Here is a 24,207-nt window from a genome sequence, read left to right as displayed (position 1 = left end):
TGCCTCGCGCAGGGCGCGGCAAGTGCGCGCGCGACAGATATTCCGCACTCGCGTCGCGCTGCTCTCGCAGGGCTAGGTTTTAACGCTTAGCCGCGACGTTCGGTTGCAAAAAGTGGTTTATCCTGTCCGAAATCCAAGGCATTCATGTTAGTCAGTTGCAAACCAGAGATTGATAATTGACATAAACCGGGTCGTGAATCGAAGGCGCGAAAGGCGCGATATTCACGGAGCAAGAATGTCGAGCGAGATCGTTGACGACGTTACCGCGGGCGAGATCGTACGCGCGTTTGCCGAATGGTCGGACCGGGCAAGCAAACGCCCGGTGCGCATTACGCGGCACGGTCGCCCCACCCATGTTCTGATGGGAATAGACCGGTTCGAGGCGATGACCACGCCGATCGATGCGGACGAAGATCAGGGTGAATTTTCTCTTCGCGGACTGGCGAACTATATCAGCGAAGGCGTTTTCGTTCTCGATGCGGAAGAACGCATCATGTTTGCCAATTCCTTTGCCCGTGCCTTTTGCAATATGCACGACACGGCCAATGGATGCCGTCTGACCGAAGCCTTGCCCTCCCTCGAGCATTCCGTGGCCATCGGCCAGGTGCGGCGGACGATTGCCACCCGCATTCCCGCCCAGGCCGACCTGCCGTCGACAATGGCCCCGGGGCGATGGCTCAATTTCCAGACCTTTCCCCTGCGCAATTACACCGCCTGCCTGTTCCGCGACATCACCGACGAGGTGGAAAACCACCGCCTCGCCGACGTGAAGGAGGCCATGCTTGAGGCGATCAGCCTGCATTCGGATGTCGGGTATGTCCGCATCAACATGCGCGGCATGATCGAGCGCACGGATCAGTCGATGAGCAAATGGATGGCGATGGATGCAGAGAGGCTGAAGGGTGTGCGGCTCGTCGATCTCATCGCGACAAATCATCGCGCGGCCATGTCGCAGAGCATCGAGAAGGTGCTGAGCGGCGGCGCGGCGCACCGCTGCGAAACGGTGATGGTGCCAAACCGCGAAGGCGAGGTGAAACTGCTGTGCTCCATCGTGCCCCTCCATGGCGCCTACGGCGCCGAGGGCGCGGTATTGGTCTACACCCGCAAGGATTGATCCGATTCGCCCAAGCTCAAGTCAGCGGCGAGATCACCGCGCGCAGTTTGCATGAAACCGCCATTGCCGCGAAGTTAACCACGCGACTGGATCGGGCAACTTTCCGCCATTTGCGAGCCCTGCAGTGATACGCAAATTGCAGGAAATGGGGCCGAACGCACGTTTCAAAACGCTTGAAGCTGTTCTGCCAGTCTGCAGGAATGGAAAAGTCCCTCACCGATCGCTTCCTCCGCAAGCTCCACGCCCGCTTGCTCGCCGACGAAACGGGTACCGCCCTCATCGAGGCCGCCATCTGCATCCCGCTCGTTATCACGCTGATGGTCGGGGCCATGAATTACGGCATGTGGTTCATGGCCGCGCATTCGGTGCAGCAGGCGGCGAACGAGGCGGCACGCGCGTCCCTCGCCGCCATCGACGAGGAGGATCGCGAGGCCATCGTCGAATATACCATCGAGGAAGGCGTCCTTAATGCCGGAGCGGTGCGGGCCGAGTTCGTTGAGTGGGAGACGAGCCTGGAAGACAACCGCTTCACGGTCCACGTCTCCTACGACATCGCGCACAATCCGCTGCTGACTTCCTCCCTCGTCCCCATGCCCGAGGGCGAGAAGATCATCCGCAGCGCCAGCGTCCACCTGAGCTCGATCTGATGGGAGCCCGCGCGATGACCATGCTCGCCCGCCTGCGCCATGACGAAAGCGGCACCGCCGCGGTGCTGGTCGCCACCGCCCTGCCGCCCCTGCTGGGCTTCGCCGCCCTGTGCATCGATTTCGGCTACCTCTACCTTGCCGAGCGCCAGCTGCAGAACCTCGCCGACGATGCCGCCACCGCCGCCGTCAACGCCGGGTTCGACGAGGGGGCCGAGGCCGCCATGCTCACGGCGCTGGAGGACAGCCACCTCGAGGACGTTTCGGTCTTCGCCTTCGAGGAGGGCGAATACCGCCGCGACCCGGAGATCGCGTGGCACGAACGCTTCGACGCCGACTCGCTCGATCGCAACGCGGCCCACGTGGTCTTGCAGCAGGAGGTTCCGCTGTTCCTCGGCAGCCTGCTGACCGAGGGCACCACCACGCTCGTCACCGCCGAGGCGACCGCGACGCGGCGCGACATGGCGGGCTTCCGCCTCGGCTCGCGGCTGGTGGCGCCCGACGGCATGCTCGCCAACGCGCTGCTCTCGGGCCTCGCGGGGACGGACCTCGGGCTGACGCAGGACAACGTGAACGCGCTGACGCAGGTGCCCGTGCCGCTGCTCGACTTCGCCCAGGCGGTGAACGCGCGGCTGGAGGAGCCCGCGGGCACGCTGGGCGGGGCGATGGAGCAGCCTGTCCCGCTGTTCGCGCTGGTCGAGGCCATGGCCGATGCCTCGCCCGATCCGCAGGTGGCCGAGCTGCTGCGCGACATCGCCAGCCAGCTGGGCGGCGACACGGTGATCCCTGCACAGCTGATCGAGCTGGGCGCGCTCGGCATGACCGACATCAACGACGGGCGCTCGGGCGGCTCGGTCGATGCCTTCGCGCTGCTGCGCTCGCTGTTGCAGGCCGCGCGCGGCGAGGATTACGACATTGCGCTTGGCGCGAACGTGGCGGGGCTCGCGAGTGTCACGGTGCGGCTGGCGGGCGGAACGTCGGAGGAGACGTCGCCCTGGCTCACGCTCGATGCGGCGGGCGACGTCACGCTGCGCACGGCGCAGACGCGGCTGCTGGTGCAGGCGCGCACGAAGTCGCTCGCGGGGCTGCCGGTGGCGCTGGAGATCCCGCTCTACACCGAGCTGGCCGCGGCCGAGGCGCGCATATCCGACATCGTGTGCGGTGCGGGCGACGGCTCGGACGGGGTGATCGTGGAGGCGACACCCTCGGTCGGCACGCTCGCGCTGGCGCGGCCCGATACGAGCGATTTCGGGGACTTCTCCAGCCCCGTGTGGCTGGAGCCTGCCGTGCTGCTGAACGCGCCGCTCGCCAAGGTGCGCGGCTTCTCGGAAATCTCGCTCGGCGGCGTGACCCCGAAGGAGATCCATTTCTCCCCCGAAGAGATCGCCCAGCCGGTCACCAAGACCGTGGGCACGACCGACGCGGTGCAGACCGCGGCGAGCTCGCTGGTCAGGGATGTCGACCTCAGCCTGCAGGTGGCGGGGATCGGGCTCGGCAGCTCGACCTATACCACGCTGGTGGGCAATGCGCTGGGGACGCTGGCCCCCTCGCTCGACACGCTGATGAACCAGCTGACCGGGCTGCTGGGCGTCAAGCTGGGCGCGGCGGACGTGACGGTGGACCGCCTGCGCTGCGGCATTCCGACGCTGGTGGGCTGAGGATCAGTCCTCCGCCCCTTCCTCGTCCTCTTCCTCGTCCCCTCCCTTGTCGTCGTCATACCCGAGCCGCCGGTCCTCCTCCGCGAACTCGGCCATCATCGCCTCGTTGGCGAGCTGGCGCTGGCGCATCAGGTCGAGCTTGGCGGTGAGGCTGGCGAGGATTTCCTCCTCGTCTTCGGCGTCCTCCAGCGCGAGGCGACGCTCGACCTCGACGGTGACCTCGCGGCGGATGCGCTCGTAGAGCGGGTGGCCGGGCACCACGCCCGCGGCATAGCGATCGGCCCGGCGCGCGCGCAGCAGGAACATGACGAGCGCCTCGTTATGCCGCCGCTCGGTGCCGAGCACCTTGCCCGCCGAGACCACCAGCCGCTCCTCGCCCAGGATCGCGCGCTGGATGGCGCTGTCCTCCAGCCGCGCGATGCCGTAGTCGACCGCCCGGTCCCACGCGGCAGAGAACTCCTCCGCCCCCGGCCTGCGCCGCAGCTTGTAGAGCGCCTCCATGCTCGCCCCGATGTGCCTGGCTGCCTGCGTGACGACGCCCGTGGCCGCGAGATGCGCGATGAACCGCCGCTGCCGGTCCGGCGTGATCGAATTGCGCCTGGGCTGCGCGTGCGGGACCGGCGCGAACTGCAACAGCGGATCGGTATCGGGCAACAACTCGGCGGCGGGCGCGGTGACGTAGCTGGTCGCCTGGCGCGGCGTGGCGCGGGTGTTGAGAGCGGCGGGGGGAGGGGGCGGGGCGTCGTGCGGGGGCTGGTGCGTCATGCCCGGGGGCGGAGCATGGGGCGGGGGGTGTAGGAAAGGGGTGAATAAGCGCAAATCAATGCGCTAGACGTGGCCTACTTACCTTAATCACAAATCGGTCAGGTATTGGTTCAAGAGAGGCCATCGAAATGCTTATCGTGAATCCATTCTGGGTTTCGAAAACAGGAATGTAGAAAATACGACTCATCAGATCAGTTCGCCGTTCGCCAGACTTCGACCCGAAAGGCTTCAAAATGGTATCGAGCTCGACCACCGAAACCATGTGATCAGCTCTCAGGGAGTGATCAAATACCTCATCTCCAAGTGTGTTCTCGCGTAACACAGCGCGTTCGTCTATCAAACAGGGTGTTTTTGGCTTTAACAATTCGAGAGCACCCAAACCCCATTCCTTGATTGAATGATTTTCGATACGAAAACGTATCCAAATGAAATTTGGATCATCTTCTTTAATTCTCGTTTCACAGAATATTTCCGGTCGATGTGCCAGTCTGGCCTGTCGTTTCGCGCTTCCTGAAAGATAGAGGGCTACAATTACAGCCAAAACTGATCCAAGCGCAGAAGCCCATTCAGCGTATGTCCCGAATCCCATGGCGCCAATCATTGCTGAGTGATCTTTGAAGACCTCAGCCTTTCTAACTTTGGCAGCTCACTCGAGAGCTCTCTTTTGGCCTCGGCTAGGTCGATTTGTGCTTGGAGATTGAGCCACATCTCTGCAGAAGTATCGAGGACGTACGCCAGACGGACTGCCATTTCAGCAGTAATCGAACGTCGCGAATTCAAAATTTGATTAACGCTGATGCGCGAAACACCAAGAGCATTGGCAAGTTGCTCCTGCGTCACGTTCATACCCTTCAAAACTTTGTTCTTTAGAACATCACCTGGGGTGGTAAGATGTGTGCGCATTTCAATCCTATTCGAGGTGAATGTTAAACGCTCCGAACTCATCTATCCACTCAAATCTTATGGCACGCACGTCGATTTGTACACGCCAAGTTTTGCCATCAATGAATGAGAGTTCAGCAAACATAAAATCAAGATCGCGAAGTGTGTGACAGGCCTTGAGCAAGTCGATTGCCATAGCCATCGGGGGGTCTGGCTCGACCAGATTCGGGTCGGAAATTCGATAGAGCAACGGTCGCTCCTTCAAGCATGTGGATTGCATAGCTTAGTGTTTTGCAAGCCCACGCCGAAGGTGGTGAACAGCCGGTTCGAAGACCATATTTAAAAATGCAGTCCCTCGGATTCTCGTCTTGCTTGCGCAATTCGAGTCCTTCAGTGCAAATTCGGATTTGCAGGAACTCCTCCAAGGTCTCATACAAAACCTCTGAGATAAGTTCTTCTGCCTCCGAAAGCAGTGCATCGTTCCGGAAAATGCTAAGATCGATTTCATCAAAGACCGATGAAATTACTTTACGGCGACTCTTTGCCGAGATAAAATTCTGGATCGCGACGCACCGATGCTGTCCGTCGATGATGAACATACTGGGGTCGGAGCGGCGAAGCCAATCGGTGAAAACGCTATCTATTTCACGTTGCAGCGTATCGTGGAAAAACTCGTTCCTTAAATCCTTAATCAAGCGGTCGGCCGCCGGATACTCTGACCCGCTGTTAGGTGTGTGTTTCACTTCTTTGCACCACATAGTGGTGCCAAGCTCACGAAGTATTTCAATGAACTTGGATTTTTGCGGCCGAGCCAATCCCACGCCTGCATTTCCGGCCTCGTGCCATGCAAGAGCGAGGGACGTATCAGAATCGCGAAAAACGCTGACAGCGATAGCTTCTCGAAAGCGATCATTCTGCGCGACGCGCGTTGGCGCATCGTAATTCGTGTAGGAACGCAGGGTCAGCTTCATTGTTATGATGTAATCAACAACGTTACAATTGTCAAGCCCCTCTCATCTAAGGTTGACCCCACCCCCAAATCCAACTAAGCGCGCCTCCATCCGGTCCCCGCTCCCGTAGCGAGTCCCGGTCAGATAGAGCTGAACATTGCCGGCCAGGTCCCGGGGCTCCTCGCGCTATGCAAGGGGCTCTTTTCTATTGGGGTGGTTCTCGCGAGCAAGCGAGGCATCGCCCGGGGTCGCCGTCAAAGTAACCCGGTGCCGCTGATATCCGGGTGGAGCGTTTCAGGCCTGTCCCGGACCCGATCCGGGACCGCGTGCCGCAAGCCACAGTGCTTGTGCGGTAGCGATCCCAGCTTTCGCTGGGATGACGGCTTTCGACCTTCCATCCGGTTTGCCATGGGTGCCAACAATTGGGTGACGGGGCTTTCCCTCTCACCGCTCGTGCTGGACTTGTCGCAGCATCGTCCTGGGCCTGGTGCCCGAAGAAAGGACGACCCTTCGACAAGCTCAGGGTGAGCGGGATGGGGGAAGGCTTTCGAAAAGCCCGCAGGTGAAGAGAACCACATGCCGACTATCAACCAGCTCGTGCGCAAGCCGCGCCAGCCCATCAAGACGAAGAGCAAGTCTGCCGCGATGCAGTCCGCCCCGCAGAAGCGCGGCGTGTGCACCCGCGTCTACACGACGACCCCGAAGAAGCCGAACTCGGCGCTGCGCAAGGTGGCCAAGATCCGCCTAACCAACCAGCGCGAGATCATCGCCTACATCCCGGGCGAGGGGCACAACCTGCAGGAGCACTCGGTGGTCCTGATCCGCGGCGGCCGCGTGCGCGACCTTCCCGGCGTGCGCTACCACGTGCTGCGCGGCGTGCTCGACACGCAGGGCGTCAAGGATCGCCGCCAGAGCCGCTCGAAGTACGGCGCCAAGCGTCCGAAGTGACCTGTCCGGGGGACAGGTCATCCTGAAAAGCTCGCCACAAGCGAGCGCAGTTCAGGATCCATGGTTCCGCCAACGCAGGTTTTGGTTTTTCGAGCTTCGGTTTCCTTTGCCCGATGGACCCTGAAACGAGTTCAGGGTGACGGGTAAGGGGCCGGGCTCCAGATTAAGGAATTCGTGCAATGTCACGTCGTCGTCGTCCCGAGAAGCGGGAAATCCTGCCTGATCCCAAGTTCGGTGATCAGGTGCTCTCGAAGTTCATGAACAACCTCATGCTCGACGGGAAGAAGGCCGTTGCGGAAGGCATCGTCTACACCGCGCTCGATACCGTCGAGGCCAAGGCCAAGACCGATCCGGTGCAGGTGTTCCACGATGCGCTCAACAACGTGAAGCCGGCCGTCGAGGTGCGTTCGCGCCGCGTGGGCGGTGCCACGTACCAGGTGCCGGTCGAGGTGCGCGCCGAGCGTGCCCAGGCGCTCGCCATCCGCTGGCTGATCACCGCCGCGCGCGGCCGCGCCGAGACCACCATGTCCGCCCGCCTCTCGGGCGAGCTGATGGATGCGGCCAACAACCGCGGCAACGCGGTGAAGAAGCGCGAGGACACCCACCGCATGGCCGACGCGAACCGCGCGTTCAGCCACTACCGCTGGTAAGCGGGCTGCCTGCGGGCCGTCTTTTCGCACCGCTCATCCTGAGCCTGTCGAAGGACGGCCTTCAAGCTGTCACATCGAAGACTATATGGGGCGCGACCCTTTCGCCCCCGAACCCGAACCCGAGGAATTGAACATGGCCCGCGAATATCCGCTGGAGCGCTATCGCAATATCGGCATCATGGCGCACATCGATGCCGGCAAGACCACCACGACCGAGCGCATTCTCTATTACACCGGCAAATCCTACAAGATCGGCGAAGTGCACGATGGTGCCGCTACGATGGACTGGATGGAGCAGGAGCAGGAGCGCGGGATCACCATCACCTCGGCGGCGACCACCACCTTCTGGACGCCCGAGGATGCGACCATGGACCCCCGCTCGGAGCCCGAGGCCCTGCGCGCGGACATGCCCAAGTACCGCATCAACATCATCGACACGCCCGGCCACGTCGATTTCACCATCGAAGTCGAACGCAGCCTGCGCGTCCTCGACGGCGCGGTCGCGGTCTTTGACGGCGTCGCGGGCGTGGAGCCGCAGTCGGAAACCGTCTGGCGCCAGGCCGACAAGTACGGCGTGCCCCGGATGTGCTTCATCAATAAATTGGACCGCACCGGCGCCGACTTCTACTACTGCGTAGACAGCATCGTCGAACGCCTCGGCGCCGTGCCGCTGGTGCTCTACCTGCCGATCGGCGCGGAGAGCAACCTCAAGGGCGTGGTCGACCTCGTCAACAACCGCGGCATCGTGTGGCAGGCCGAGGATCTCGGCGCCAAGTACGAGTTCATCGACATCCCCGAAGACATGGCCGACAAGGCTGCCGAATACCGCGAGAAGCTGCTCGAAACGGTCGTCGAACAGGACGATGACGTGATGGAGCAGTACCTCGAGGGCAACGAGCCCGATGTCGCCACGATCAAGAAGCTGATCCGCAAGGGCACCATGGCGCGCGACTTCGTGCCCGTGACCTGCGGCTCGGCGTTCAAGAACAAGGGCGTGCAGCCCCTGCTCGACGCAGTCGTGGACTACATGCCGAGCCCGCTCGATGTGCCCGCCATCCGCGGCGTGCTGCCCGACAGCGACGAGGAGGCCGACCGTCCCTCGAGCGACGAGGCCCCGTTCAGCGCGCTCGCCTTCAAGATCATGAACGACCCGTTCGTCGGTTCGCTCACCTTCACCCGCATCTACTCGGGCAAGCTCTCCAAGGGCACCGTGCTTAACAGCGTGAAGGACAAGAAGGAAAAGATCGGCCGCATGCTGCTGATGCACTCCAACAACCGCGAGGACATCGAAGAGGCATACGCGGGCGACATCGTGGCGCTTGCCGGCATGAAGGACACCACCACTGGCGATACCCTGTGCGACCCGGCCAAGCCCATCATTCTCGAGCGCATGGAATTCCCCGAGCCCGTGATCGAGCTGAGCGTGGAGCCCAAGACCAAGGCCGACCAGGAAAAGATGGGCGTCGCGCTCAATCGCCTCGCCGCCGAGGATCCCAGCTTCCGCGTGTCGACCGACCACGAGAGCGGCCAGACGATCATCAAGGGCATGGGCGAGCTTCACCTCGACATCCTCGTCGATCGCATGAAGCGCGAATTCAAGGTGGAAGCCAACGTCGGTGCGCCGCAGGTGGCCTACCGCGAGTCGATCGGCCGCGAGGTCGAGGTGACCTACACCCACAAGAAGCAGTCGGGCGGCTCCGGCCAGTTCGGCGAGGCCAAGGTCATCGTCACCCCCGGTGAACGCGGCCAGGGCATCGTCTTCGAGGACGAGGTCAAGGGCGGCAATATTCCGCGCGAATACATCCCGGCGGTCGAGAAGGGCATGCGCGAGCAGGCCGAGAGCGGCTACCTGGTGGGCTTCCCGATCATCGATTTCACCATCCGCCTGATCGACGGCAAGTACCACGACGTCGACTCCAGCACGGTGGCCTTCGAGATCACCGGCCGCGGCGCCATGCGCGAAGCGGCCCAGAAGGCCGGCATCAAGCTGCTCGAGCCGATCATGAAGGTGGAAGTCGTCACCCCCGAGGACTACCTCGGCGACGTGATCGGCGATCTCAACTCGCGTCGCGGGCAGATCCAGGGCACCGACACGCGCGGCAACGCGCAGGCGGTTGAAGCCATGGTCCCGCTTGCCAATATGTTCGGCTACGTCAACGAACTGCGCTCGTTCACCCAGGGCCGCGCGCAGTACACGATGCAGTTCTCGCACTACGACGAGGTTCCCTCGAACGTGGCGCAGGAGATCAAGGAGAAGCTGGCCTAAGCAGCCTTGCGCTACGAGGGCCAAGCGTCTAGGGGCGGCGCCTGATTCAGCAGGTGCCGCTCCGGACCGGTGACAATCATTTTCTGACTAACAGAGGTTTTAGAGACATGGGTAAGGCAAAATTCGAGCGGAACAAGCCGCACTGCAACATCGGCACCATCGGTCACGTCGACCATGGCAAGACCACGCTGACCGCCGCGATCACCAAGGTGATGGCCGAGGTCAACGGCGGTGAAGCCGTCGACTTCGCCAACATCGACAAGGCTCCCGAGGAGCGCGAGCGCGGCATCACCATCTCGACCGCGCACGTCGAGTACGAGACCGAGGCGCGCCACTACGCGCACGTCGACTGCCCGGGCCACGCCGACTACGTGAAGAACATGATCACCGGTGCCGCCCAGATGGACGGCGCGATCCTGGTCGTGAACGCCGCCGACGGCCCGATGCCGCAGACCCGCGAGCACATCCTGCTCGCCCGTCAGGTCGGCGTGCCGGCGCTGGTCGTGTACATGAACAAGGTCGACCAGGTCGACGACGAGGAAATCCTCGAGCTGGTCGAGCTGGAAGTCCGCGAGCTGCTCTCGAGCTACGACTTCGATGGCGACAACATCGCCATCGTCAAGGGTTCGGCCCTGGCCGCCCTCGAAGGCCGTGACGACGAGATCGGCAAGAACTCGATCATCGAGCTCATGAACGCCGTCGACGAGCACATCCCGCAGCCGGAGCGTCCCGTGGACCAGGCCTTCCTGATGCCGATCGAGGACGTGTTCTCGATCTCGGGCCGCGGCACCGTGGTGACCGGGCGTGTCGAGACCGGCGTTGTCAACGTCGGCGACGAAATCGAGATCATCGGTATCCGCGACACGCAGAAGACCACCGTCACCGGCGTGGAAATGTTCCGCAAGCTGCTCGACCGCGGCGAAGCCGGCGACAACATCGGCGCCCTGCTGCGCGGCACCGGCCGTGACGACGTCGAGCGCGGCCAGGTCCTGGCCAAGCCCGGCACCGTGAACCCGCACACCGACTTCGATGCCGAGGTCTACGTCCTCTCGAAGGACGAGGGTGGCCGTCACACGCCGTTCTTCGCCAACTACCGTCCGCAGTTCTACTTCCGCACGACCGACGTGACGGGCGAAGTGGTCCTGCCGGAAGGCACCGAGATGGTCATGCCCGGCGACAATGTGTCGATCGGCGTCAAGCTGATCGCCCCGATCGCCATGGACGAAGGCCTGCGCTTCGCCATCCGCGAAGGCGGCCGCACCGTCGGCTCGGGCGTGGTCGCGAAGATCACCAAGTAAGTCCCGCCCTCCGGGGCAGGTAAGGTCAGGGCCCGTTCCTCAATGCGAGGGGCGGGCCCTTGCCGTTTTATAGAAGCACCTTTCCGGCGCGTCGCAGCAGGCGGGCCGGGAAGCTGAAAATCCCCGGAAACGGGGGTTGTCAGCGGCGGGATCACCCCGTATAGGCGCCTCCACAGACGGGGATTCGGTGATTCATCGGACACCCGGCAAACGAAATTCACGGGAAGGCCGCCCGCGACGGGAAACCGGACAGCAGCGGGGCGGGCCTTTTTGTTTTGTGGCGGTTCAGGCCGTCATTTGGCTCTTTCGCATCGGTAGTTGGAACATGGACGCTCAGAATATCCGCATTCGCCTCAAGGCCTTCGATCACCGCGTGCTCGACCAGGCTACCGGAGAGATTGCCGATACCGCCCGCCGCACCGGCGCGCTGATCCGTGGTCCGATTCCGATGCCGACGCGTATCGAGAAGTTCACCGTGAACCGCGGTCCGCACGTCGACAAGAAGTCGCGCGAGCAGTTCGAGGTCCGCACCTACAAGCGGCTGCTCGACATCGTGCAGCCGAACGCCCAGACGGTCGACGCGCTGATGAAGCTCGACCTCGCCGCCGGCGTGAACGTCGAGATCAAGCTCGCCTAAGCGAGCGACGCGCTCCGGAGCTTCCGGGGCAAACCGGTTCCGCCAGGGACCGTGAAGACAGCGCCCGGTGACATAGCACCGGGACACAAGGAATACCGCCGGACAACCGTCCGGGCTGCGTTCCCCGTCTCGCCTTCCTCCGGGAAGGCAATTCAGCCCGGACGGGGCTTCGCATGACAACCAGGGCTGGAGCACGCACCCATGGGATGGTCCCGCGGGTGCCTCTGTAAGGAGCATGGATCATGCGCACTGGCGTGATCGCGAAGAAAGTCGGGATGACCCGCCTGTTCCAGGAAGACGGACGTCACGTTCCCGTGACCGTCCTGTCGCTGGAAGGGTGCCAGGTCACCGGAAACCGCACGGCCGACCGCGACGGCTACTTCTCTGTCCAGCTCGGCGCTGGCGAAGCGAAGCACAAGAACGTCAACAAGCCGCAGCGCGAAGCCTTCGCCAAAGCCGAAGTCGGCCTGAAGCAGAAGGTCGCCGAGTTCCGCGTCGATAACGAGGAAGGCCTCCTTCCCGTCGGCGCGACGATTACCGCGGACCATTTCATCGCCGGCCAGATGGTCGACGTCACCGGCCACACCGTCGGCAAGGGCTTTGCCGGCGCCATGAAGCGCTGGGGCTTCGGCGGTCTGCGCGCCACCCACGGCGTCTCGGTCAGCCACCGTTCGCACGGTTCGACCGGTAACCGCCAGGATCCGGGCAAGGTCTTCAAGAACAAGAAGATGGCCGGCCACATGGGCGACAAGCAGCGCACCCAGCAGAACCTGGAAGTCGTGCGTACCGATGCCGACCGCGGCCTGATCTTCGTCAAGGGCTCGGTGCCCGGCTCGAAGAACGGCTGGCTGCTGGTCAAGGACGCGGTCAAGCTGCCGCTTCCCGAGGGCGTGCCCTTCCCCGGCGCCATGCGCCGCAACGCCGACGAGACGAAGACCGAGGATGCGACCCCCGGTCTGGTCGAGAGCGGTGCCGAGCACGAGGTCACGACCCAGGTTTCCGCCGAGCAGCAGGAAGAACTGCTGAAGACCCAGGAAGCCGGCGCCGACGACGAAACCACTGCGACCGAAGGTGGCGATACCGCTGCCTCGGACGAGAGCAAGGAGTCCTGATCGTGAAGGTCAAGGTCCAGAAAATCGACGGCAGCGCCGTCTCGGGCAAGGGCTCGGAGGTCGAACTGGCCGACGACGTGTTCGGTGTCGAGCCGCGTGCCGACATCCTGCATCGCGTCGTCACCTGGCAGCTCGAGAACCGCCGTGCCACCGCCCGCCCGACGCGCGAGCGTTCGGACGTGGCCCGCACGGGCAAGAAGTGGGGTCGCCAGAAGGGCGGCGGCACGGCTCGCCACGGCGACCGCGCGGCTCCGATCTTCATCGGCGGCGGCAAGGCCCACGGTGCCCGCAAGCGCGACTTCGAGCAGCAGCTCAACAAGAAGGTGCGCGCGCTCGGCCTGAAGATGGCCCTGTCGAGCAAGGCTAAGGACGGTCTCGTGATTGTCGACAGCCTCGAACTGAAGGATGCCAAGACCAAGGCGCTCAAGGGCCATTTCGACAAGAACGGCTGGAACGGCAAGGTGCTGGTCATCGGCGGCGAGAGCGTGGATGACGGCTTCGCCAAGTCCGCCCGCAACCTGCGCGGCGTGAACGTGCTGCCGGCGATGGGCGCCAACGTCTACGACATCCTCAACCACGACACGCTGGTGCTGACCACCGACGCGATCGAAAAGCTGGAGGCGCGTTTCGCCCCGGCCGGAGGTGCTAAGTAATGGCCAAGAAGCAGGAAATGGACGCCCGTCACTACGACGTGATCCGCGCCCCGCACATCACCGAGAAGTCGACGCTACTGTCCGAGAACAACGCGATCGTCTTCAAGGTGGCGAACGATGCGACCAAGCCGCAGATCAAGGCCGCCGTGGAAGCGCTGTACGACGTCAAGGTCGCGGGCGTGAACACGATGGTGGTGAAGGGCAAGTCGAAGCGCTGGAAGGGCAAGCCCTACAAGCGCACCGATATGAAGAAGGCGATCGTCACCCTGGCCGAAGGCCAGTCGGTTGACATCACCGAAGGCGTGAGCTGATCCCATGGCACTGAAGAACTACAAACCGACGAGCCCGGCGCGCCGCGCCCTGGTCCTGGTCGACAAGAGCGGCCTGCACAAGGGCGGCCCCGTCAAGGCGCTGACCGAAGGCAAGCGCAAGACCGGCGGCCGCAACAACAAGGGCCACGTCACCTCGCGCGGCAAGGGCGGCGGCAACAAGCAGAAGTATCGTTACATCGACTTCAAGCGCCGCAAGTGGGATGTCGAAGGCACCGTGGAGCGGATCGAGTACGATCCCAACCGCACCGCCTTCATCGCGCTCGTCAAGTATGACGACGGTGAGTTGGCCTACATCATCGCCCCCAACCGCCTCGCCCCCGGCGACAAGGTCGTGGCCGGCGAGAAGGTCGACACCAAGCCGGGCAACGCGATGCTGCTGGGCCAGATGCCCGTCGGCACCATCATCCACAACGTGGAGATGAAGCCGGGCAAGGGCGGTCAGATCGCCCGCTCGGCCGGTACCTACGTACAGCTGGTCGGCCGTGACCGCGGCATGGTGATCGTACGCCTGAACAGCGGTGAGCAGCGTTACCTGCGCGCCGACTGCATGGGCACCGTGGGCTCGGTCTCGAACCCGGACAACCAGAACCAGAACCTGGGCAAGGCCGGTCGCAAGCGCCACATGGGCGTCAAGCCGCTGACCCGCGGCGTCGCCAAGAACCCGGTCGACCACCCGCACGGCGGCGGCGAAGGCCGCACCAGCGGCGGTCGTCACCCGGTCACCCCGTGGGGCAAGCCGACCAAGGGTGCCCGCACCCGCAACAACAAGCAGACGGACAAGATGATCATCCGTTCGCGTCACGCGAAGAAGAAGAGGTAACCCGGCATGGCACGCTCCGTCTGGAAAGGTCCGTTCGTCGACCTGCACCTTCTGAAGAAGGCGCAGGAAGCGCAGGATGCCAACAATTCGAAGCCGATCAAGACCTGGTCGCGTCGCTCGACGATCCTGCCGGATTTCGTCGGCCTGACGTTCAGCGTCTACAACGGGCAGAAGTTCGTGCCCGTGTCGGTCAGCGAGGAAATGGTCGGCCACAAGCTCGGCGAGTTCGCGCCCACGCGCAACTTCCCCGGCCACGCCGCCGACAAGAAGGGTAAGCGATAATGGGCAAGGCGAAGTCCCCCCGTCGCGTAGGCGAGAACGAGGCGCTGGCCGTCGGCACCACCATCCGTGGTTCGGCGCAGAAGCTGAACCTCGTGGCGGCGCTGATCCGCGGCAAGAAGGCGGAAGAGGCGATGAACATCCTCTCCTTCTCCAAGCGCGCCATGGCTCGCGACGCCAAGAAGGTGCTGGCCTCGGCCATCGCCAATGCCGAGAACAACCACGATCTCGACGTCGACGCGCTCGTCGTCGCCGAGGCCTCGGTCGGCAAGTCGATCACCATGAAGCGGTTCGCGACGCGCGGCCGTGGCAAGTCCACGCGTATCCTCAAGCCGTTCAGCCGGCTGCGGATCGTCGTCCGCGAGCAGGAAGAGGCGTAAGATGGGTCACAAGAGCAATCCGATCGGTCTGCGCCTGCAGATCAACCGTACCTGGGACAGCCGGTGGTACGCCGAGGGCGGCGAATATGCCAAGCTGCTCAAGGAAGACATCATCATCCGCAAGTACATCACCGAGGCCCTGCCGCAGGCGGCGATCTCGAAGGTGGTGATCGAGCGTCCGGCCAAGCTGTGCCGCGTGTCCATCTATGCCGCGCGCCCCGGCGTGATCATCGGCAAAAAGGGCGCCGACATCGAGAAGCTGCGCGCCAAGCTGGCCACGATGACCGACAGCGACGTCAAGCTGAACATCGTCGAAATCCGCAAGCCGGAAATCGATGCCAAGCTCGTCGCCCAGGGCATCGCCGATCAGCTGGTCCGCCGTGTCGCCTTCCGCCGTGCCATGAAGCGCGCGATGCAGTCGGCCATGCGTCTTGGCGCCGAGGGCATCAAGGTGATGTGCGGTGGCCGCCTGGGCGGTGCCGAAATCGCCCGTACCGAGCAGTATCGCGAAGGCCGCGTGCCGCTGCACACGCTGCGCGCCAACGTCGACTACGCCGAAGCCGAGGCGCTGACCGCCTATGGTGTAATCGGCATCAAGTGCTGGATCTTCAAGGGCGAGATCTACGCCCACGACCCGATGGCGCAGGACCGTCTCATGATGGAAGCGCAGACCTCGGGCGTGCGCCCCGCGCGCTGATTGCAGGATTTAGGAAAAAACCATGCTGCAACCGAAAAAGACCAAGTACCGCAAGGCCTTCAAGGGCAAGATCCATGGCGTTGCCAAGGGCGGTACGGACCTGAACTTCGGCTCCTACGGCCTCAAGGCCATGGAACCCGAGCGCATCACCGCTCGCCAGATCGAGGCCGCGCGCCGTGCGATCACGCGTCACATCAAGCGCCAGGGGCGTCTGTGGATCCGCGTGTTCCCCGACCTGCCGGTGTCGAAGAAGCCCGCCGAAGTCCGCCAGGGCAAGGGCAAGGGCTCGATCGAATACTGGGCCGCCCGCGTTAAGCCGGGCCGGATCCTGTTCGAGCTCGACGGCGTGCCCGGCCCGCTCGCCGCGGAAGCGTTCCAGCGCGCCGCGATGAAGCTGCCGATCAAGACCAAGGTCGTCGCCCGCCTGGGTGACACCTCGCACCTGGGAGCCTGACGATGGCCAAGAAGGACCAGAAGAAGACCGGCAAGATGGAAGATCTTCGCACCAAGAGCGATGACCAGCTCGCCGAGAACCTCGTGATGCTGAAGAAGGAGCAGTTCAACCTGCGCTTCCAGGCCGCGACCAACCAGCTCGAGCGATCGGCCCGGGTGCGTGAGGTCCGCCGCGAGATCGCCCAGATCAAGACGCTTCAGGGTGAACGCACCCGCGAAGCGAGCAAGGCGTAAGGAATTACCATGCCGAAGCGTATCCTGACCGGTGTCGTCACCTCCGACAAGACCGACAAGACCGTGACCGTGAAGGTCGAACGCCGCGTGAAGCACCCGCTCTACGGGAAGATCATCAAGCGTTCGAAGAAGTATCACGCGCACGACGAGAGCAACGAGTACGTCGTTGGCGATACCGTCCGCATCGAAGAGACGCGGCCGATCTCCAAGACCAAGACCTGGGCGGTCATCGACCGTCTGCGGGCGAGCAAGGGCACCGAGGTCGAGGCCGAACTCGACGTGAAGGAAGCCAAGCCGACCGGTGCTCCGGAAGAGAAGAAGGAAGCTGCCAAGAAGGCGGCGACCAAGAAGAGCGACGACGCCAAGACCGACAAGGTCGAAGCGGACGCCGAGTAAGACGTTTTCGGAACTCCCGGGCAGGCCAGGCGGCCGGTCCCGGAAAGCCAAGTGAGAAGGAACCGGATCGATGATCCAGATGCAATCCAATCTCGACGTCGCGGACAACAGCGGCGCCAAGCGCGTCCAGTGCATCAAGGTGCTGGGTGGCTCGAAGCGTCGGACCGCGAGTGTCGGGGACGTGATCGTGGTTTCCGTCAAGGAAGCCCAGCCGCGTGCCAAGGTGAAGAAGGGCGACGTTCACCGCGCCGTGATCGTGCGCACCCGCAAGGACGTTCGTCGTCCCGACGGCAGCGTGATCCGCTTCGACAGCAATGCCGCGGTGCTGGTGAACAAGAACGAGGAGCCGATCGGCACCCGTATCTTTGGCCCGGTCGTGCGCGAACTGCGCGGCAAGGGCTTCATGAAGATCATCTCGCTCGCTCCGGAGGTGCTGTGATGGCTGCTGCGAAGATCAAGAAGGGCGACACCGTCGTCGTGCTGACCGGCAAGGACAAGGGCCAGACCGGCACCGTCCAGGCCGTGATGCCGAAGGACGGCAAGGTTGTGGTGGAAGGCATCAACGTGATGACCCGTCACCGCAAGCCGAGCCAGACCAACCCGCAGGGCGGTATCGACCGCGTTCCTGCCCCGATGGCGATCAGCAACGTCGCCGTCGCCGACAAGGACGGCAAGCCCACCCGCGTCCGTTTCGAAATCAAGGACGGCAAGAAGGTGCGCGTCGCCGTGAAGTCCGGGGAGACCATCGATGGCTGATTACACCCCCCGCATGAAGCAGCGCTATGCGGATGAAATCGCGAAGGCGATGACCGAGAAGTTCGGTTACAAGAACGCGATGGAAGTCCCCAAGCTGTCCAAGATCACGCTCAACATGGGCGTGGGCGAGGCGAGCCAGGACAAGAAGAAGGTCCAGACGGCCGCCGAGGAAATGGAAGCTATCGCCGGCCAGAAGCCGGTGATCACCAAGGCGAAGAAGTCGATCGCGCAGTTCAAGCTGCGTGAAGGCATGCCGATCGGTGCCAAGGTCACCCTGCGCCGCGACCGGATGTACGAATTCCTCGATCGCCTGGTGACCATCGCGATGCCGCGCATCCGAGATTTCCGTGGCCTCAACCCCAAGTCGTTCGATGGCAATGGCAACTACGCCATGGGCATCAAGGAGCAGATCATCTTTCCCGAGATCAGCTACGACAAGATCGAGAAGGTGCGTGGCATGGACATCATCGTCACCACCACCGCCAAGACCGACGAGGAAGCGCGCGAGCTGCTCCGCCTCTTCGGTTTCCCGTTCCCGGTCGAGCAGTCGGCCGATGAAGAAAAGGCTGCGGCGTAAGCCGCACTAGGAGAGCTTAAGTCCAATGGCGAAACTGAGTTCCATCAACAAGAACGAGAAGCGCAAGGCTCTCGTGAAGAAGTACGCGGCCAAGTACGCGAAGCTGAAAGCGATTGCCGACGACGAGTCGCTCGACGACACCGAACGTCTTATGGCGCGCCTCAAGCTGGCCGAGCTGCCGCGCAACGCGAACCCCACCCGGGTGCGCAACCGCTGCAACACCACCGGCCGCCCGCGCGGTTACTATCGCAAGTTCGGCGTCAACCGCATCGAGCTGCGCAACCTCGGCAACAAGGGCCTGATTCCGGGCCTGACCAAGTCGAGCTGGTGAGGAGTATCCAAGGATGGCAATGACCGATCCCCTGGGTGACATGCTCACCCGCATCCGCAACGGCCAGCAGGCAAAGAAGGATTCCGTCCTCTCGCCCGCGTCGCGTCTGCGTGCAAACGTGCTCGAGGTGCTCCAGCGCGAAGGCTACATCCGTGGCTTTTCCGAGGACACCACCGGCAAGCACAAGGCGCTGCGCATTGAGCTGAAGTATTTCGAAGGCGAACCGGCGATCAAGCACATCGCCCGCGTCTCGCGTCCGGGTCGCCGCGTCTATTCGGGCTCGAAGGAGCTGCCGACGGTTCGCAACGGCCTGGGCATCACCATCGTCTCGACGCCGAAGGGCGTGCTCTCGGACAACGAAGCGCGCAACGACAACGTCGGCGGCGAAGTGCTGGCGGAGGTGTTCTGATGAGCCGCATCGGCAAACGTCCGGTGGAGCTCCCCAACGGAGTGACCGCCAAGATCGACAATGGCACCCTCACCGTGAAGGGCCCCAAGGGCGAGCTCTCGATGAGCACGTCCGACCTCATCGACTATTCGATCGAGGACGGCCAGATCTCGGTGCAGCCGGCCAACAAGACGACCGCCGCCCGGCAGTTCTGGGGCATGCAGCGCACGCTGGTGTCCAACCTGGTCGAAGGCGTCACCGACGGCTTCCAAAAGGTGCTGAACATCACCGGCGTCGGCTACCGTGCGCAGGCCCAGGGCAAGTCCCTGAAGCTGCAGCTCGGCTTCAGCCACGATGTCGACCTCACCGTGCCCGAGGGCCTCGAGGTGAAGACCCCCGATCAGACCACGATCGAGATCTCCGGCATCGACAAGCAGAAGGTCGGCCAGTTCGCTGCCGAGGTTCGCGAATGGCGCAAGCCCGAACCCTACAAGGGCAAGGGCGTGCGGTATCGCGGCGAGTTTATCTTCCGCAAGGAAGGGAAGAAGAAGTAAGATGGCAAAGCTCTCTCTCTTTGAACGCCGTCGCCGCCGCGTGCGGACCGCGCTGCGCAAGCGTGCGGGCGGCAAGCCCCGCCTGTCCGTGCACCGCACCGGCAAGCACATCTACGCGCAGGTCATCGACGATGTCGACGGCCGCACGATCGCCGCGGCCAATACCCTTGGCTCCGACACGTCGGGTGCCAATGTCGATGCCGCCGCGAAGGTGGGCAAGGATATCGCAGCCGCCGCCACCAAGGCCGGCGTGAAGACCGTCGTGTTCGATCGCGGCGGGTTCCTGTTCCATGGCCGCGTCAAGGCGCTGGCCGATGCCGCTCGCGAAGGCGGGCTGGAGTTCTGATGATGGCCGACGAAAACAACACCAACGAAACCGTGGTGGACAACGCGGGCTCGACCCCGACGCCGACCACGTCCGAGACCGAGGCCTCGATCAACCAGGATCCCGCGCAGGCGGGTGACGGCAACCCGCGCGAAGCGCGTGGCAACAGCCGCGGCGGCCGCGACGGCAACCGTGGCGGCCGCGACGGCAACCGTGATGGCCGTGGCCGTGGCCGTGGCCGCGACGATCGTCGTGGCGGCAACCGCGACGACGACGGCGGCGAGGAGCTGATCGAGAAGCTCGTCCACATCAACCGCGTCGCCAAGGTGGTGAAGGGCGGCAAGCGCTTCGGTTTCGCCGCGCTGGTCGTAGTGGGTGACGGCAAGGGCCGGGTGGGTTTCGGCCACGGCAAGGCCCGCGAAGTGCCGGAAGCCATCAACAAGGCCACCGCCGCTGCGAAGAAGAAGATGATCCGCGTCCCCCTGAAGGACGGTCGTACGCTGCACCACGACGGCAAGGGCCACTTCGGCGCCGGCCGGGTGAACGTGCGTTCGGCCCCGGCGGGTACCGGCATCATCGCCGGCGGACCGATGCGTGCCGTGTTCGAGAGCCTCGGCGTCCACGACGTGGTCACCAAGTCGATCGGCACCAGCAACCCCTACAACATGATCCGCGCCACTTTCGACGCGCTGGTCAACCAGTCGTCGCCGAAGTCGGTGGCCCAGCGTCGCGGCAAGAAGGTCGCCGACCTGCTCGGCCGCGGCGGGGCGAGCGCGGTCGAGGCGGAAGCCGACGCCGCGGCGATCGCGGAGTAACGGACAATGGCTACCATCAAGATCAAGCAGATCGGCTCGCCGATCCGTCGTCCCAAGGACCAGCGCAAGATCCTCATCGGCCTGGGCCTCAACAAGATGCACAAGGTCGTGGAGCTGCAGGACACCGCCGAGGTTCGCGGTGCCGTGCGCAAGGTGCCGCACCTGGTACAGATTGTCGACTGACGCTATGCGGGCCGCGTTATAACGACGCGGCCCGCATTAGTTTGTCAACATCGGGTGGCAGGAAGAGGTAATCTGCCTCTTCACTTGAGTGGATGCCATCACAAGGCTCCAATTTGACCCGATGTATCAAGCCAAATTTCAGGGCGGGAGCAAACTTATACATGCGATATCCTGCTAGGATCTGAGACATCCTGGATCCGCTAGCTTGCAATCCTCTAAGAGTGGATTCCGAAAATTCAGCCCAAATGATCGGTTTGTCCTGTGCAATTGTATCAGCCAAGCCCATTAGGACCTGCGGTTCAAATCCCTGAACATCAATTTTGATGGCATCGACTGGGTTTAAACCCTGATCTTTCACGACGTCGTCACCGCGCGCAACTGGCAGACGAACCTCGATCGCGTTGTTAGGGGCGAAATCAGGGTCGAAGCTCCCCACCCCTTGTCCGCCACAGCCAGCCGGTGGCTGATAGAAAACGAGCGTATCGGCTCTATCCGCGAGACCCATCGGCATTGGGTCGATATTAAGCCCAGAGTTTCGAGTAATATTTCCCTGAAGCCTGGAGAAAATTTCTGGATTTGGTTCGAATGCGATGACCTTATCGAAAAATCTGGCAAACGTTAGGCTATGCCCGCCAATATTGGCGCCAATGTCTAGCAAATTTCTCCTTCTATGCTGCGGAATAACAGATAAGAATATCTGTTTCTGCCGCGTCTCATAGCCCTTTAATGTTGCGATCTGCCATTCGATATAGCTCGATAAATCGCAGGTAATTTTGATGCCATCGTTTTCGACGACAATCTCCTCGCCCGCCATTTGCGGCACGAGCGCGCGAGCTACCCTTTCACCGCCGCGCAGCTGTCGAAGTGGGCTGAGAGAACGGACGAGTGCAAGCCGAGTTGCTGTGGCCATGACAGACAGGTTCCAAGTGTTTGGGGGAATACCTGATTTCGCACGGACGAACGTTTCTCGGCAAGCAATTTTTGCCAGACCGTCATTCAGTGGTGACAAAGGTTCGATGGAGATCTAAAGGCCCCACCTTCCCAATAGCGCGAACAAAGCGAAAGCGAGTGCAAGACATGAAACTGAACGACATCCGCGACAACGAAGGTGCCCGCAAGACCCGTATCCGCGTGGGTCGAGGCATCGGCTCGGGCAAGGGCAAGACCGGCGGCCGCGGCCAGAAGGGCCAGAAGAGCCGTTCGGGCGTGGCCATCAAGGGCTTCGAGGGCGGCCAGATGCCGCTCCACATGCGCCTGCCGAAGCGCGGCTTCAACAATTCCTTCGCCAAGGACTATGCCGAGGTGAACCTGGGCATGATCCAGAAGCTGGTCGATGCCGGCAAGCTGGATGGCAACGGCACTGTGGACCACGACGCGCTGAAGGCGGCCGGCGTGGCCCGCGGCGGCAAGGACGGCGTGCGCCTGCTCGGCAAGGGCGAGCTGACCGCAAAGCTCACCTTCAAGGTCGCCGGTGCCTCCAAGGGCGCCATCGAGGCGGTCGAGAAGGCCGGCGGTTCGGTGGAAGTCATCGACAAGGGTAAGCCCGAGCACGAGAAGAAGGCGGCCCGCGCCGAGGCCAACAAAGCCGAGCGCGCCAAGAAGGCCAAGGCCTGATCGGAAATTAGGCGGCGCGGGTTCGACATCGGGCCCGCGCCACCCTATCTAGCCTTCCTCAAGCCGGGAGGGACCGGCGACAGACCAGGATCGAACACATTCTATGGCATCGCGCGCCGACAATATCGCCAGCTCGCTCAGTTTCGCCAACTTCTCGAAGGCGACCGAGCTCAAGCAGCGCATCTGGTTCACGATCGGCGCGCTGATCGTTTTCCGCTTCCTCAGCTTCGTGCCGCTGCCGGGCGTCAATCCCGCCGCGCTAAGCGATCTCTACGACCAGACCCGCGGCGGCATCCTCGACATGTTCAACATGTTCTCGGGCGGCTCGCTCGAGCGGATGAGCCTGATTGCGCTCGGTGTGATGCCCTACATCACGGCATCAATCGTGGTGCAGATGGCCGCCTCGCTGCACCCCAGCCTGCTGGCCCTGAAAAAGGAAGGCGAGGCCGGGCGCAAGAAGCTAAACCAGTACACCCGCTATGGCGCGGTGTTGCTGTGCGCAATCCAGGGCTGGTTCCTCGCCAGCGGGCTCGAGGCCTACGCCGCGCAGAGCGGTCTTCCCGCCGTCGTCGAACCCGGCATCATGTTCCGTATCGTGGCCGTCATCAACCTCGTCGGCGGCACCATGTTCCTCCTGTGGCTGGGCGAACAGATCACCAGTCGCGGCATTGGCAACGGCGTCTCGCTCATCATCATGGCGGGCATCGTCGCCCAGTTCCCGACCTTTACCGCGAACCTGTTCGAAGGCGGTCGCACCGGCTCGATCAGCGGCGTCGTCATCGGCGGCTTCCTCGTCATGCTCGTCGGCCTGATCCTCGCCATCTGCTTCATGGAGCGTGCCCAGCGGCGGCTGCTGATCCAGTATCCCAAGCGTGCGACGCAGCGCGGCGGAATGCAGGCCGACCGCAGCCACCTTCCGCTCAAGCTCAACACCGCGGGTGTGATCCCGCCGATCTTCGCCAGCTCGCTGCTGCTGCTGCCGCTGACGATCACGCAGTTCGCCGGCAACTCGATCGACACGACCACGACCAGCGGCGCCTTCGTGCAGAGCCTCAACCAGTACCTCGCACACGGGCAGCCGCTCTACATGGCGCTTTACGCCGCGGGCATCATCTTCTTCTCGTTCTTCTACACCGCCGTGGTCTTCAACCCGGAGGACACCGCCGAGAACCTGAAGAAGCAGGGTGGTTTCATCCCCGGCATCCGTCCGGGCAAGCGGACGGCCGAGTATCTCGACTACGTCCTCACCCGCATCACCGTGATCGGTGCGATCTACCTGACGCTGGTCTGCGTCATTCCTGAATGGGGCATCGCGCAGACGGGCATCCCGCTGTTCCTTGGCGGCACCAGCCTGCTGATCGTGGTCAACGTGACGGTGGACACCATCAGCCAGATCCAGTCGCATCTGCTGGCACACCAGTATGGCGACCTGATCAAGAAGGCGAAGTTGAAGGGACGGATGCGCTAGGCTAGCGCACTGGCTTGCAGCAGCGGGG

General features: G+C 63.1%; 33 protein-coding genes and 1 pseudogene. 29 read left to right on the top strand and 5 right to left on the bottom strand.

Annotation, left to right across the window (positions count from 1 at the left end; all coding sequences use genetic code 11):
* The first annotated feature begins 235 nt into the window (after positions 1–235).
* The 3 genes from AAW00_RS05910 (at position 236) to AAW00_RS05900 (ending at position 3,416) form a co-directional block, all read left to right on the top strand.
* Positions 236–1,114 carry a PAS domain-containing protein gene (locus AAW00_RS05910; protein WP_047003296.1) on the top strand — a complete coding sequence of 293 codons (879 nt, stop codon included), beginning with the start codon at positions 236–238 and terminating at the stop codon, positions 1,112–1,114.
* A 200-nt stretch (positions 1,115–1,314) separates the two neighbouring features.
* Positions 1,315–1,761 carry a TadE/TadG family type IV pilus assembly protein gene (locus tag AAW00_RS05905; protein ID WP_047003295.1) on the top strand — a complete coding sequence of 149 codons (447 nt, stop codon included), beginning with the start codon at positions 1,315–1,317 and terminating at the stop codon, positions 1,759–1,761.
* Positions 1,762–1,775: 14 nt separating this feature from the next.
* Positions 1,776–3,416 carry a pilus assembly protein TadG-related protein gene (locus AAW00_RS05900; protein WP_047003294.1) on the top strand — a complete coding sequence of 547 codons (1,641 nt, stop codon included), beginning with the start codon at positions 1,776–1,778 and terminating at the stop codon, positions 3,414–3,416.
* A gap of 3 nt (positions 3,417–3,419) precedes the next feature.
* Here the strand turns inward: AAW00_RS05900 and AAW00_RS14240 are convergent, their stop codons facing one another.
* The 4 genes from AAW00_RS14240 to AAW00_RS14895 form a co-directional block, all read right to left on the bottom strand.
* On the bottom strand, positions 3,420–4,181 hold the full coding sequence (locus tag AAW00_RS14240; RefSeq protein WP_063359797.1) for a hypothetical protein: 762 nt from the start codon (positions 4,179–4,181) through the stop codon (positions 3,420–3,422).
* Between the two features lie 55 nt (positions 4,182–4,236).
* On the bottom strand, positions 4,237–4,782 hold the full coding sequence (locus tag AAW00_RS14900) for a hypothetical protein (protein WP_156169938.1): 546 nt from the start codon (positions 4,780–4,782) through the stop codon (positions 4,237–4,239).
* Positions 4,779–5,126 carry a HigA family addiction module antitoxin gene (locus AAW00_RS14470; protein ID WP_206539315.1) on the bottom strand — a complete coding sequence of 116 codons (348 nt, stop codon included), beginning with the start codon at positions 5,124–5,126 and terminating at the stop codon, positions 4,779–4,781. The genes AAW00_RS14900 and AAW00_RS14470 overlap by 4 nt, the downstream gene beginning before the upstream one ends.
* 86 nt (positions 5,127–5,212) lie before the next feature.
* The gene (locus tag AAW00_RS14895) at positions 5,213–6,034 is read right to left on the bottom strand and encodes a hypothetical protein (RefSeq protein ID WP_156169936.1); all 822 of its coding nucleotides are present in this window, start codon (positions 6,032–6,034) and stop codon (positions 5,213–5,215) included.
* Between the two features lie 555 nt (positions 6,035–6,589).
* Between AAW00_RS14895 and rpsL the strand changes: the two genes are divergently transcribed.
* The 24 genes and pseudogenes from rpsL (at position 6,590) to rpmD (ending at position 21,097) form a co-directional block, all read left to right on the top strand.
* Positions 6,590–6,961: a 30S ribosomal protein S12 gene (rpsL, locus tag AAW00_RS05885; protein WP_047003292.1), complete on the top strand. Its 372-nt coding sequence runs from the start codon at positions 6,590–6,592 to the stop codon at positions 6,959–6,961.
* Positions 6,962–7,140: 179 nt separating this feature from the next.
* Positions 7,141–7,611, top strand: a complete 471-nt coding sequence (gene rpsG, locus AAW00_RS05880) for a 30S ribosomal protein S7 (protein ID WP_047003291.1) — start codon at positions 7,141–7,143, stop codon at positions 7,609–7,611.
* A 133-nt stretch (positions 7,612–7,744) separates the two neighbouring features.
* Complete coding sequence (gene fusA, locus AAW00_RS05875; RefSeq protein ID WP_047003583.1) at positions 7,745–9,877, top strand: elongation factor G; 2,133 nt, start codon at positions 7,745–7,747, stop codon at positions 9,875–9,877.
* A 107-nt stretch (positions 9,878–9,984) separates the two neighbouring features.
* Positions 9,985–11,175, top strand: coding sequence for an elongation factor Tu (gene tuf / locus AAW00_RS05870; RefSeq protein WP_047003290.1), 1,191 nt, complete (start codon positions 9,985–9,987; stop codon positions 11,173–11,175).
* A gap of 325 nt (positions 11,176–11,500) precedes the next feature.
* Positions 11,501–11,812 (top strand): 30S ribosomal protein S10, encoded by a 312-nt coding sequence (gene rpsJ / locus AAW00_RS05865; protein ID WP_047003289.1) that lies wholly within the window; start codon positions 11,501–11,503, stop codon positions 11,810–11,812.
* Between the two features lie 242 nt (positions 11,813–12,054).
* Complete coding sequence (rplC, locus tag AAW00_RS05860) at positions 12,055–12,924, top strand: 50S ribosomal protein L3 (RefSeq protein ID WP_047003288.1); 870 nt, start codon at positions 12,055–12,057, stop codon at positions 12,922–12,924.
* A gap of 2 nt (positions 12,925–12,926) precedes the next feature.
* Positions 12,927–13,577: a 50S ribosomal protein L4 gene (gene rplD / locus AAW00_RS05855; RefSeq protein WP_047003287.1), complete on the top strand. Its 651-nt coding sequence runs from the start codon at positions 12,927–12,929 to the stop codon at positions 13,575–13,577.
* The gene (locus tag AAW00_RS05850; protein WP_047003286.1) at positions 13,577–13,888 is read left to right on the top strand and encodes a 50S ribosomal protein L23; all 312 of its coding nucleotides are present in this window, start codon (positions 13,577–13,579) and stop codon (positions 13,886–13,888) included. Before rplD ends, AAW00_RS05850 begins: the two co-directional genes overlap by 1 nt.
* Before the next feature lie 4 nt (positions 13,889–13,892).
* Positions 13,893–14,729, top strand: a complete 837-nt coding sequence (gene rplB, locus AAW00_RS05845) for a 50S ribosomal protein L2 (protein WP_047003285.1) — start codon at positions 13,893–13,895, stop codon at positions 14,727–14,729.
* Between the two features lie 6 nt (positions 14,730–14,735).
* Positions 14,736–15,011: a 30S ribosomal protein S19 gene (gene rpsS, locus AAW00_RS05840; RefSeq protein ID WP_047003284.1), complete on the top strand. Its 276-nt coding sequence runs from the start codon at positions 14,736–14,738 to the stop codon at positions 15,009–15,011.
* Entirely contained in the window at positions 15,011–15,388 is a 378-nt protein-coding gene (gene rplV, locus AAW00_RS05835) for a 50S ribosomal protein L22 (RefSeq protein ID WP_047003283.1), read from the top strand. The genes rpsS and rplV overlap by 1 nt, the downstream gene beginning before the upstream one ends.
* A 1-nt stretch (position 15,389) precedes the next feature.
* Positions 15,390–16,085 carry a 30S ribosomal protein S3 gene (gene rpsC, locus AAW00_RS05830; protein ID WP_047003282.1) on the top strand — a complete coding sequence of 232 codons (696 nt, stop codon included), beginning with the start codon at positions 15,390–15,392 and terminating at the stop codon, positions 16,083–16,085.
* Between the two features lie 22 nt (positions 16,086–16,107).
* Positions 16,108–16,539 carry a 50S ribosomal protein L16 gene (gene rplP / locus AAW00_RS05825; protein WP_047003281.1) on the top strand — a complete coding sequence of 144 codons (432 nt, stop codon included), beginning with the start codon at positions 16,108–16,110 and terminating at the stop codon, positions 16,537–16,539.
* A gap of 2 nt (positions 16,540–16,541) precedes the next feature.
* Complete coding sequence (rpmC, locus tag AAW00_RS05820) at positions 16,542–16,772, top strand: 50S ribosomal protein L29 (RefSeq protein ID WP_047003280.1); 231 nt, start codon at positions 16,542–16,544, stop codon at positions 16,770–16,772.
* A gap of 9 nt (positions 16,773–16,781) precedes the next feature.
* Positions 16,782–17,012: pseudogene (gene rpsQ / locus AAW00_RS15375) on the top strand (30S ribosomal protein S17); the annotation flags it as partial.
* Positions 17,013–17,238: 226 nt separating this feature from the next.
* Positions 17,239–17,607, top strand: a complete 369-nt coding sequence (gene rplN / locus AAW00_RS05810) for a 50S ribosomal protein L14 (protein WP_047003279.1) — start codon at positions 17,239–17,241, stop codon at positions 17,605–17,607.
* A complete protein-coding gene (gene rplX, locus AAW00_RS05805) occupies positions 17,607–17,924 on the top strand; it encodes a 50S ribosomal protein L24 (protein ID WP_047003278.1) in 318 nt (105 codons plus the stop codon). Before rplN ends, rplX begins: the two co-directional genes overlap by 1 nt.
* Positions 17,917–18,501 (top strand): 50S ribosomal protein L5, encoded by a 585-nt coding sequence (gene rplE / locus AAW00_RS05800; protein ID WP_047003277.1) that lies wholly within the window; start codon positions 17,917–17,919, stop codon positions 18,499–18,501. Before rplX ends, rplE begins: the two co-directional genes overlap by 8 nt.
* A 25-nt stretch (positions 18,502–18,526) precedes the next feature.
* The gene (gene rpsN / locus AAW00_RS05795; protein ID WP_047003276.1) at positions 18,527–18,832 is read left to right on the top strand and encodes a 30S ribosomal protein S14; all 306 of its coding nucleotides are present in this window, start codon (positions 18,527–18,529) and stop codon (positions 18,830–18,832) included.
* Between the two features lie 13 nt (positions 18,833–18,845).
* The gene (rpsH, locus tag AAW00_RS05790; RefSeq protein WP_047003275.1) at positions 18,846–19,241 is read left to right on the top strand and encodes a 30S ribosomal protein S8; all 396 of its coding nucleotides are present in this window, start codon (positions 18,846–18,848) and stop codon (positions 19,239–19,241) included.
* The gene (gene rplF / locus AAW00_RS05785) at positions 19,241–19,774 is read left to right on the top strand and encodes a 50S ribosomal protein L6 (protein ID WP_047003274.1); all 534 of its coding nucleotides are present in this window, start codon (positions 19,241–19,243) and stop codon (positions 19,772–19,774) included. Before rpsH ends, rplF begins: the two co-directional genes overlap by 1 nt.
* Position 19,775: 1 nt before the next feature.
* Positions 19,776–20,120, top strand: coding sequence for a 50S ribosomal protein L18 (rplR, locus tag AAW00_RS05780; protein ID WP_047003273.1), 345 nt, complete (start codon positions 19,776–19,778; stop codon positions 20,118–20,120).
* Complete coding sequence (rpsE, locus tag AAW00_RS05775) at positions 20,120–20,914, top strand: 30S ribosomal protein S5 (RefSeq protein ID WP_241461642.1); 795 nt, start codon at positions 20,120–20,122, stop codon at positions 20,912–20,914. The genes rplR and rpsE overlap by 1 nt, the downstream gene beginning before the upstream one ends.
* Before the next feature lie 6 nt (positions 20,915–20,920).
* The gene (rpmD, locus tag AAW00_RS05770) at positions 20,921–21,097 is read left to right on the top strand and encodes a 50S ribosomal protein L30 (RefSeq protein WP_047003272.1); all 177 of its coding nucleotides are present in this window, start codon (positions 20,921–20,923) and stop codon (positions 21,095–21,097) included.
* 16 nt (positions 21,098–21,113) lie between these two features.
* Here rpmD and AAW00_RS14575 read toward each other — a convergent pair whose 3' ends face one another.
* On the bottom strand, positions 21,114–22,106 hold the full coding sequence (locus AAW00_RS14575) for an FkbM family methyltransferase (RefSeq protein WP_156169934.1): 993 nt from the start codon (positions 22,104–22,106) through the stop codon (positions 21,114–21,116).
* Positions 22,107–22,174: 68 nt separating this feature from the next.
* On the opposite strand from AAW00_RS14575, the gene rplO reads away from it, so the two are divergent.
* Together rplO and secY are read left to right on the top strand one after the other, a co-directional pair.
* Positions 22,175–22,711, top strand: a complete 537-nt coding sequence (gene rplO, locus AAW00_RS05765) for a 50S ribosomal protein L15 (protein WP_047003271.1) — start codon at positions 22,175–22,177, stop codon at positions 22,709–22,711.
* A 103-nt stretch (positions 22,712–22,814) separates the two neighbouring features.
* Positions 22,815–24,179, top strand: a complete 1,365-nt coding sequence (gene secY, locus AAW00_RS05760) for a preprotein translocase subunit SecY (RefSeq protein ID WP_047003270.1) — start codon at positions 22,815–22,817, stop codon at positions 24,177–24,179.
* Positions 24,180–24,207: the final 28 nt, after the last annotated feature.

Source organism: Aurantiacibacter luteus (assembly GCF_001010945.1).
Taxonomy (GTDB): domain Bacteria; phylum Pseudomonadota; class Alphaproteobacteria; order Sphingomonadales; family Sphingomonadaceae; genus Alteraurantiacibacter; species Alteraurantiacibacter luteus.
The sequence above is the reverse complement of the archived record's forward strand: the minus strand, read 5'-3'. Positions and strand labels throughout refer to the sequence as shown.

What these genes read in the sequence shown, in the direction of transcription:
- AAW00_RS05910 (WP_047003296.1), top strand. Translation starts at nt 236, where the DNA reads ATGTCGAGCGAGATCGTTGACGACGTTACCGCGGGCGAGATCGTACGC.
- AAW00_RS05905 (WP_047003295.1), top strand. Translation starts at nt 1,315, where the DNA reads ATGGAAAAGTCCCTCACCGATCGCTTCCTCCGCAAGCTCCACGCCCGC.
- AAW00_RS05900 (WP_047003294.1), top strand. Translation starts at nt 1,776, where the DNA reads ATGACCATGCTCGCCCGCCTGCGCCATGACGAAAGCGGCACCGCCGCG.
- AAW00_RS14240 (WP_063359797.1), bottom strand. Translation starts at nt 4,181, where the DNA reads ATGACGCACCAGCCCCCGCACGACGCCCCGCCCCCTCCCCCCGCCGCT.
- AAW00_RS14900 (WP_156169938.1), bottom strand. Translation starts at nt 4,782, where the DNA reads ATGATTGGCGCCATGGGATTCGGGACATACGCTGAATGGGCTTCTGCG.
- AAW00_RS14470 (WP_206539315.1), bottom strand. Translation starts at nt 5,126, where the DNA reads ATGAGTTCGGAGCGTTTAACATTCACCTCGAATAGGATTGAAATGCGC.
- AAW00_RS14895 (WP_156169936.1), bottom strand. Translation starts at nt 6,034, where the DNA reads ATGAAGCTGACCCTGCGTTCCTACACGAATTACGATGCGCCAACGCGC.
- rpsL (WP_047003292.1), top strand. Translation starts at nt 6,590, where the DNA reads ATGCCGACTATCAACCAGCTCGTGCGCAAGCCGCGCCAGCCCATCAAG.
- rpsG (WP_047003291.1), top strand. Translation starts at nt 7,141, where the DNA reads ATGTCACGTCGTCGTCGTCCCGAGAAGCGGGAAATCCTGCCTGATCCC.
- fusA (WP_047003583.1), top strand. Translation starts at nt 7,745, where the DNA reads ATGGCCCGCGAATATCCGCTGGAGCGCTATCGCAATATCGGCATCATG.
- tuf (WP_047003290.1), top strand. Translation starts at nt 9,985, where the DNA reads ATGGGTAAGGCAAAATTCGAGCGGAACAAGCCGCACTGCAACATCGGC.
- rpsJ (WP_047003289.1), top strand. Translation starts at nt 11,501, where the DNA reads ATGGACGCTCAGAATATCCGCATTCGCCTCAAGGCCTTCGATCACCGC.
- rplC (WP_047003288.1), top strand. Translation starts at nt 12,055, where the DNA reads ATGCGCACTGGCGTGATCGCGAAGAAAGTCGGGATGACCCGCCTGTTC.
- AAW00_RS05850 (WP_047003286.1), top strand. Translation starts at nt 13,577, where the DNA reads ATGGCCAAGAAGCAGGAAATGGACGCCCGTCACTACGACGTGATCCGC.
- rplB (WP_047003285.1), top strand. Translation starts at nt 13,893, where the DNA reads ATGGCACTGAAGAACTACAAACCGACGAGCCCGGCGCGCCGCGCCCTG.
- rpsS (WP_047003284.1), top strand. Translation starts at nt 14,736, where the DNA reads ATGGCACGCTCCGTCTGGAAAGGTCCGTTCGTCGACCTGCACCTTCTG.
- rplV (WP_047003283.1), top strand. Translation starts at nt 15,011, where the DNA reads ATGGGCAAGGCGAAGTCCCCCCGTCGCGTAGGCGAGAACGAGGCGCTG.
- rpsC (WP_047003282.1), top strand. Translation starts at nt 15,390, where the DNA reads ATGGGTCACAAGAGCAATCCGATCGGTCTGCGCCTGCAGATCAACCGT.
- rplP (WP_047003281.1), top strand. Translation starts at nt 16,108, where the DNA reads ATGCTGCAACCGAAAAAGACCAAGTACCGCAAGGCCTTCAAGGGCAAG.
- rpmC (WP_047003280.1), top strand. Translation starts at nt 16,542, where the DNA reads ATGGCCAAGAAGGACCAGAAGAAGACCGGCAAGATGGAAGATCTTCGC.
- rplN (WP_047003279.1), top strand. Translation starts at nt 17,239, where the DNA reads ATGATCCAGATGCAATCCAATCTCGACGTCGCGGACAACAGCGGCGCC.
- rplX (WP_047003278.1), top strand. Translation starts at nt 17,607, where the DNA reads ATGGCTGCTGCGAAGATCAAGAAGGGCGACACCGTCGTCGTGCTGACC.
- rplE (WP_047003277.1), top strand. Translation starts at nt 17,917, where the DNA reads ATGGCTGATTACACCCCCCGCATGAAGCAGCGCTATGCGGATGAAATC.
- rpsN (WP_047003276.1), top strand. Translation starts at nt 18,527, where the DNA reads ATGGCGAAACTGAGTTCCATCAACAAGAACGAGAAGCGCAAGGCTCTC.
- rpsH (WP_047003275.1), top strand. Translation starts at nt 18,846, where the DNA reads ATGGCAATGACCGATCCCCTGGGTGACATGCTCACCCGCATCCGCAAC.
- rplF (WP_047003274.1), top strand. Translation starts at nt 19,241, where the DNA reads ATGAGCCGCATCGGCAAACGTCCGGTGGAGCTCCCCAACGGAGTGACC.
- rplR (WP_047003273.1), top strand. Translation starts at nt 19,776, where the DNA reads ATGGCAAAGCTCTCTCTCTTTGAACGCCGTCGCCGCCGCGTGCGGACC.
- rpsE (WP_241461642.1), top strand. Translation starts at nt 20,120, where the DNA reads ATGATGGCCGACGAAAACAACACCAACGAAACCGTGGTGGACAACGCG.
- rpmD (WP_047003272.1), top strand. Translation starts at nt 20,921, where the DNA reads ATGGCTACCATCAAGATCAAGCAGATCGGCTCGCCGATCCGTCGTCCC.
- rplO (WP_047003271.1), top strand. Translation starts at nt 22,175, where the DNA reads ATGAAACTGAACGACATCCGCGACAACGAAGGTGCCCGCAAGACCCGT.
- secY (WP_047003270.1), top strand. Translation starts at nt 22,815, where the DNA reads ATGGCATCGCGCGCCGACAATATCGCCAGCTCGCTCAGTTTCGCCAAC.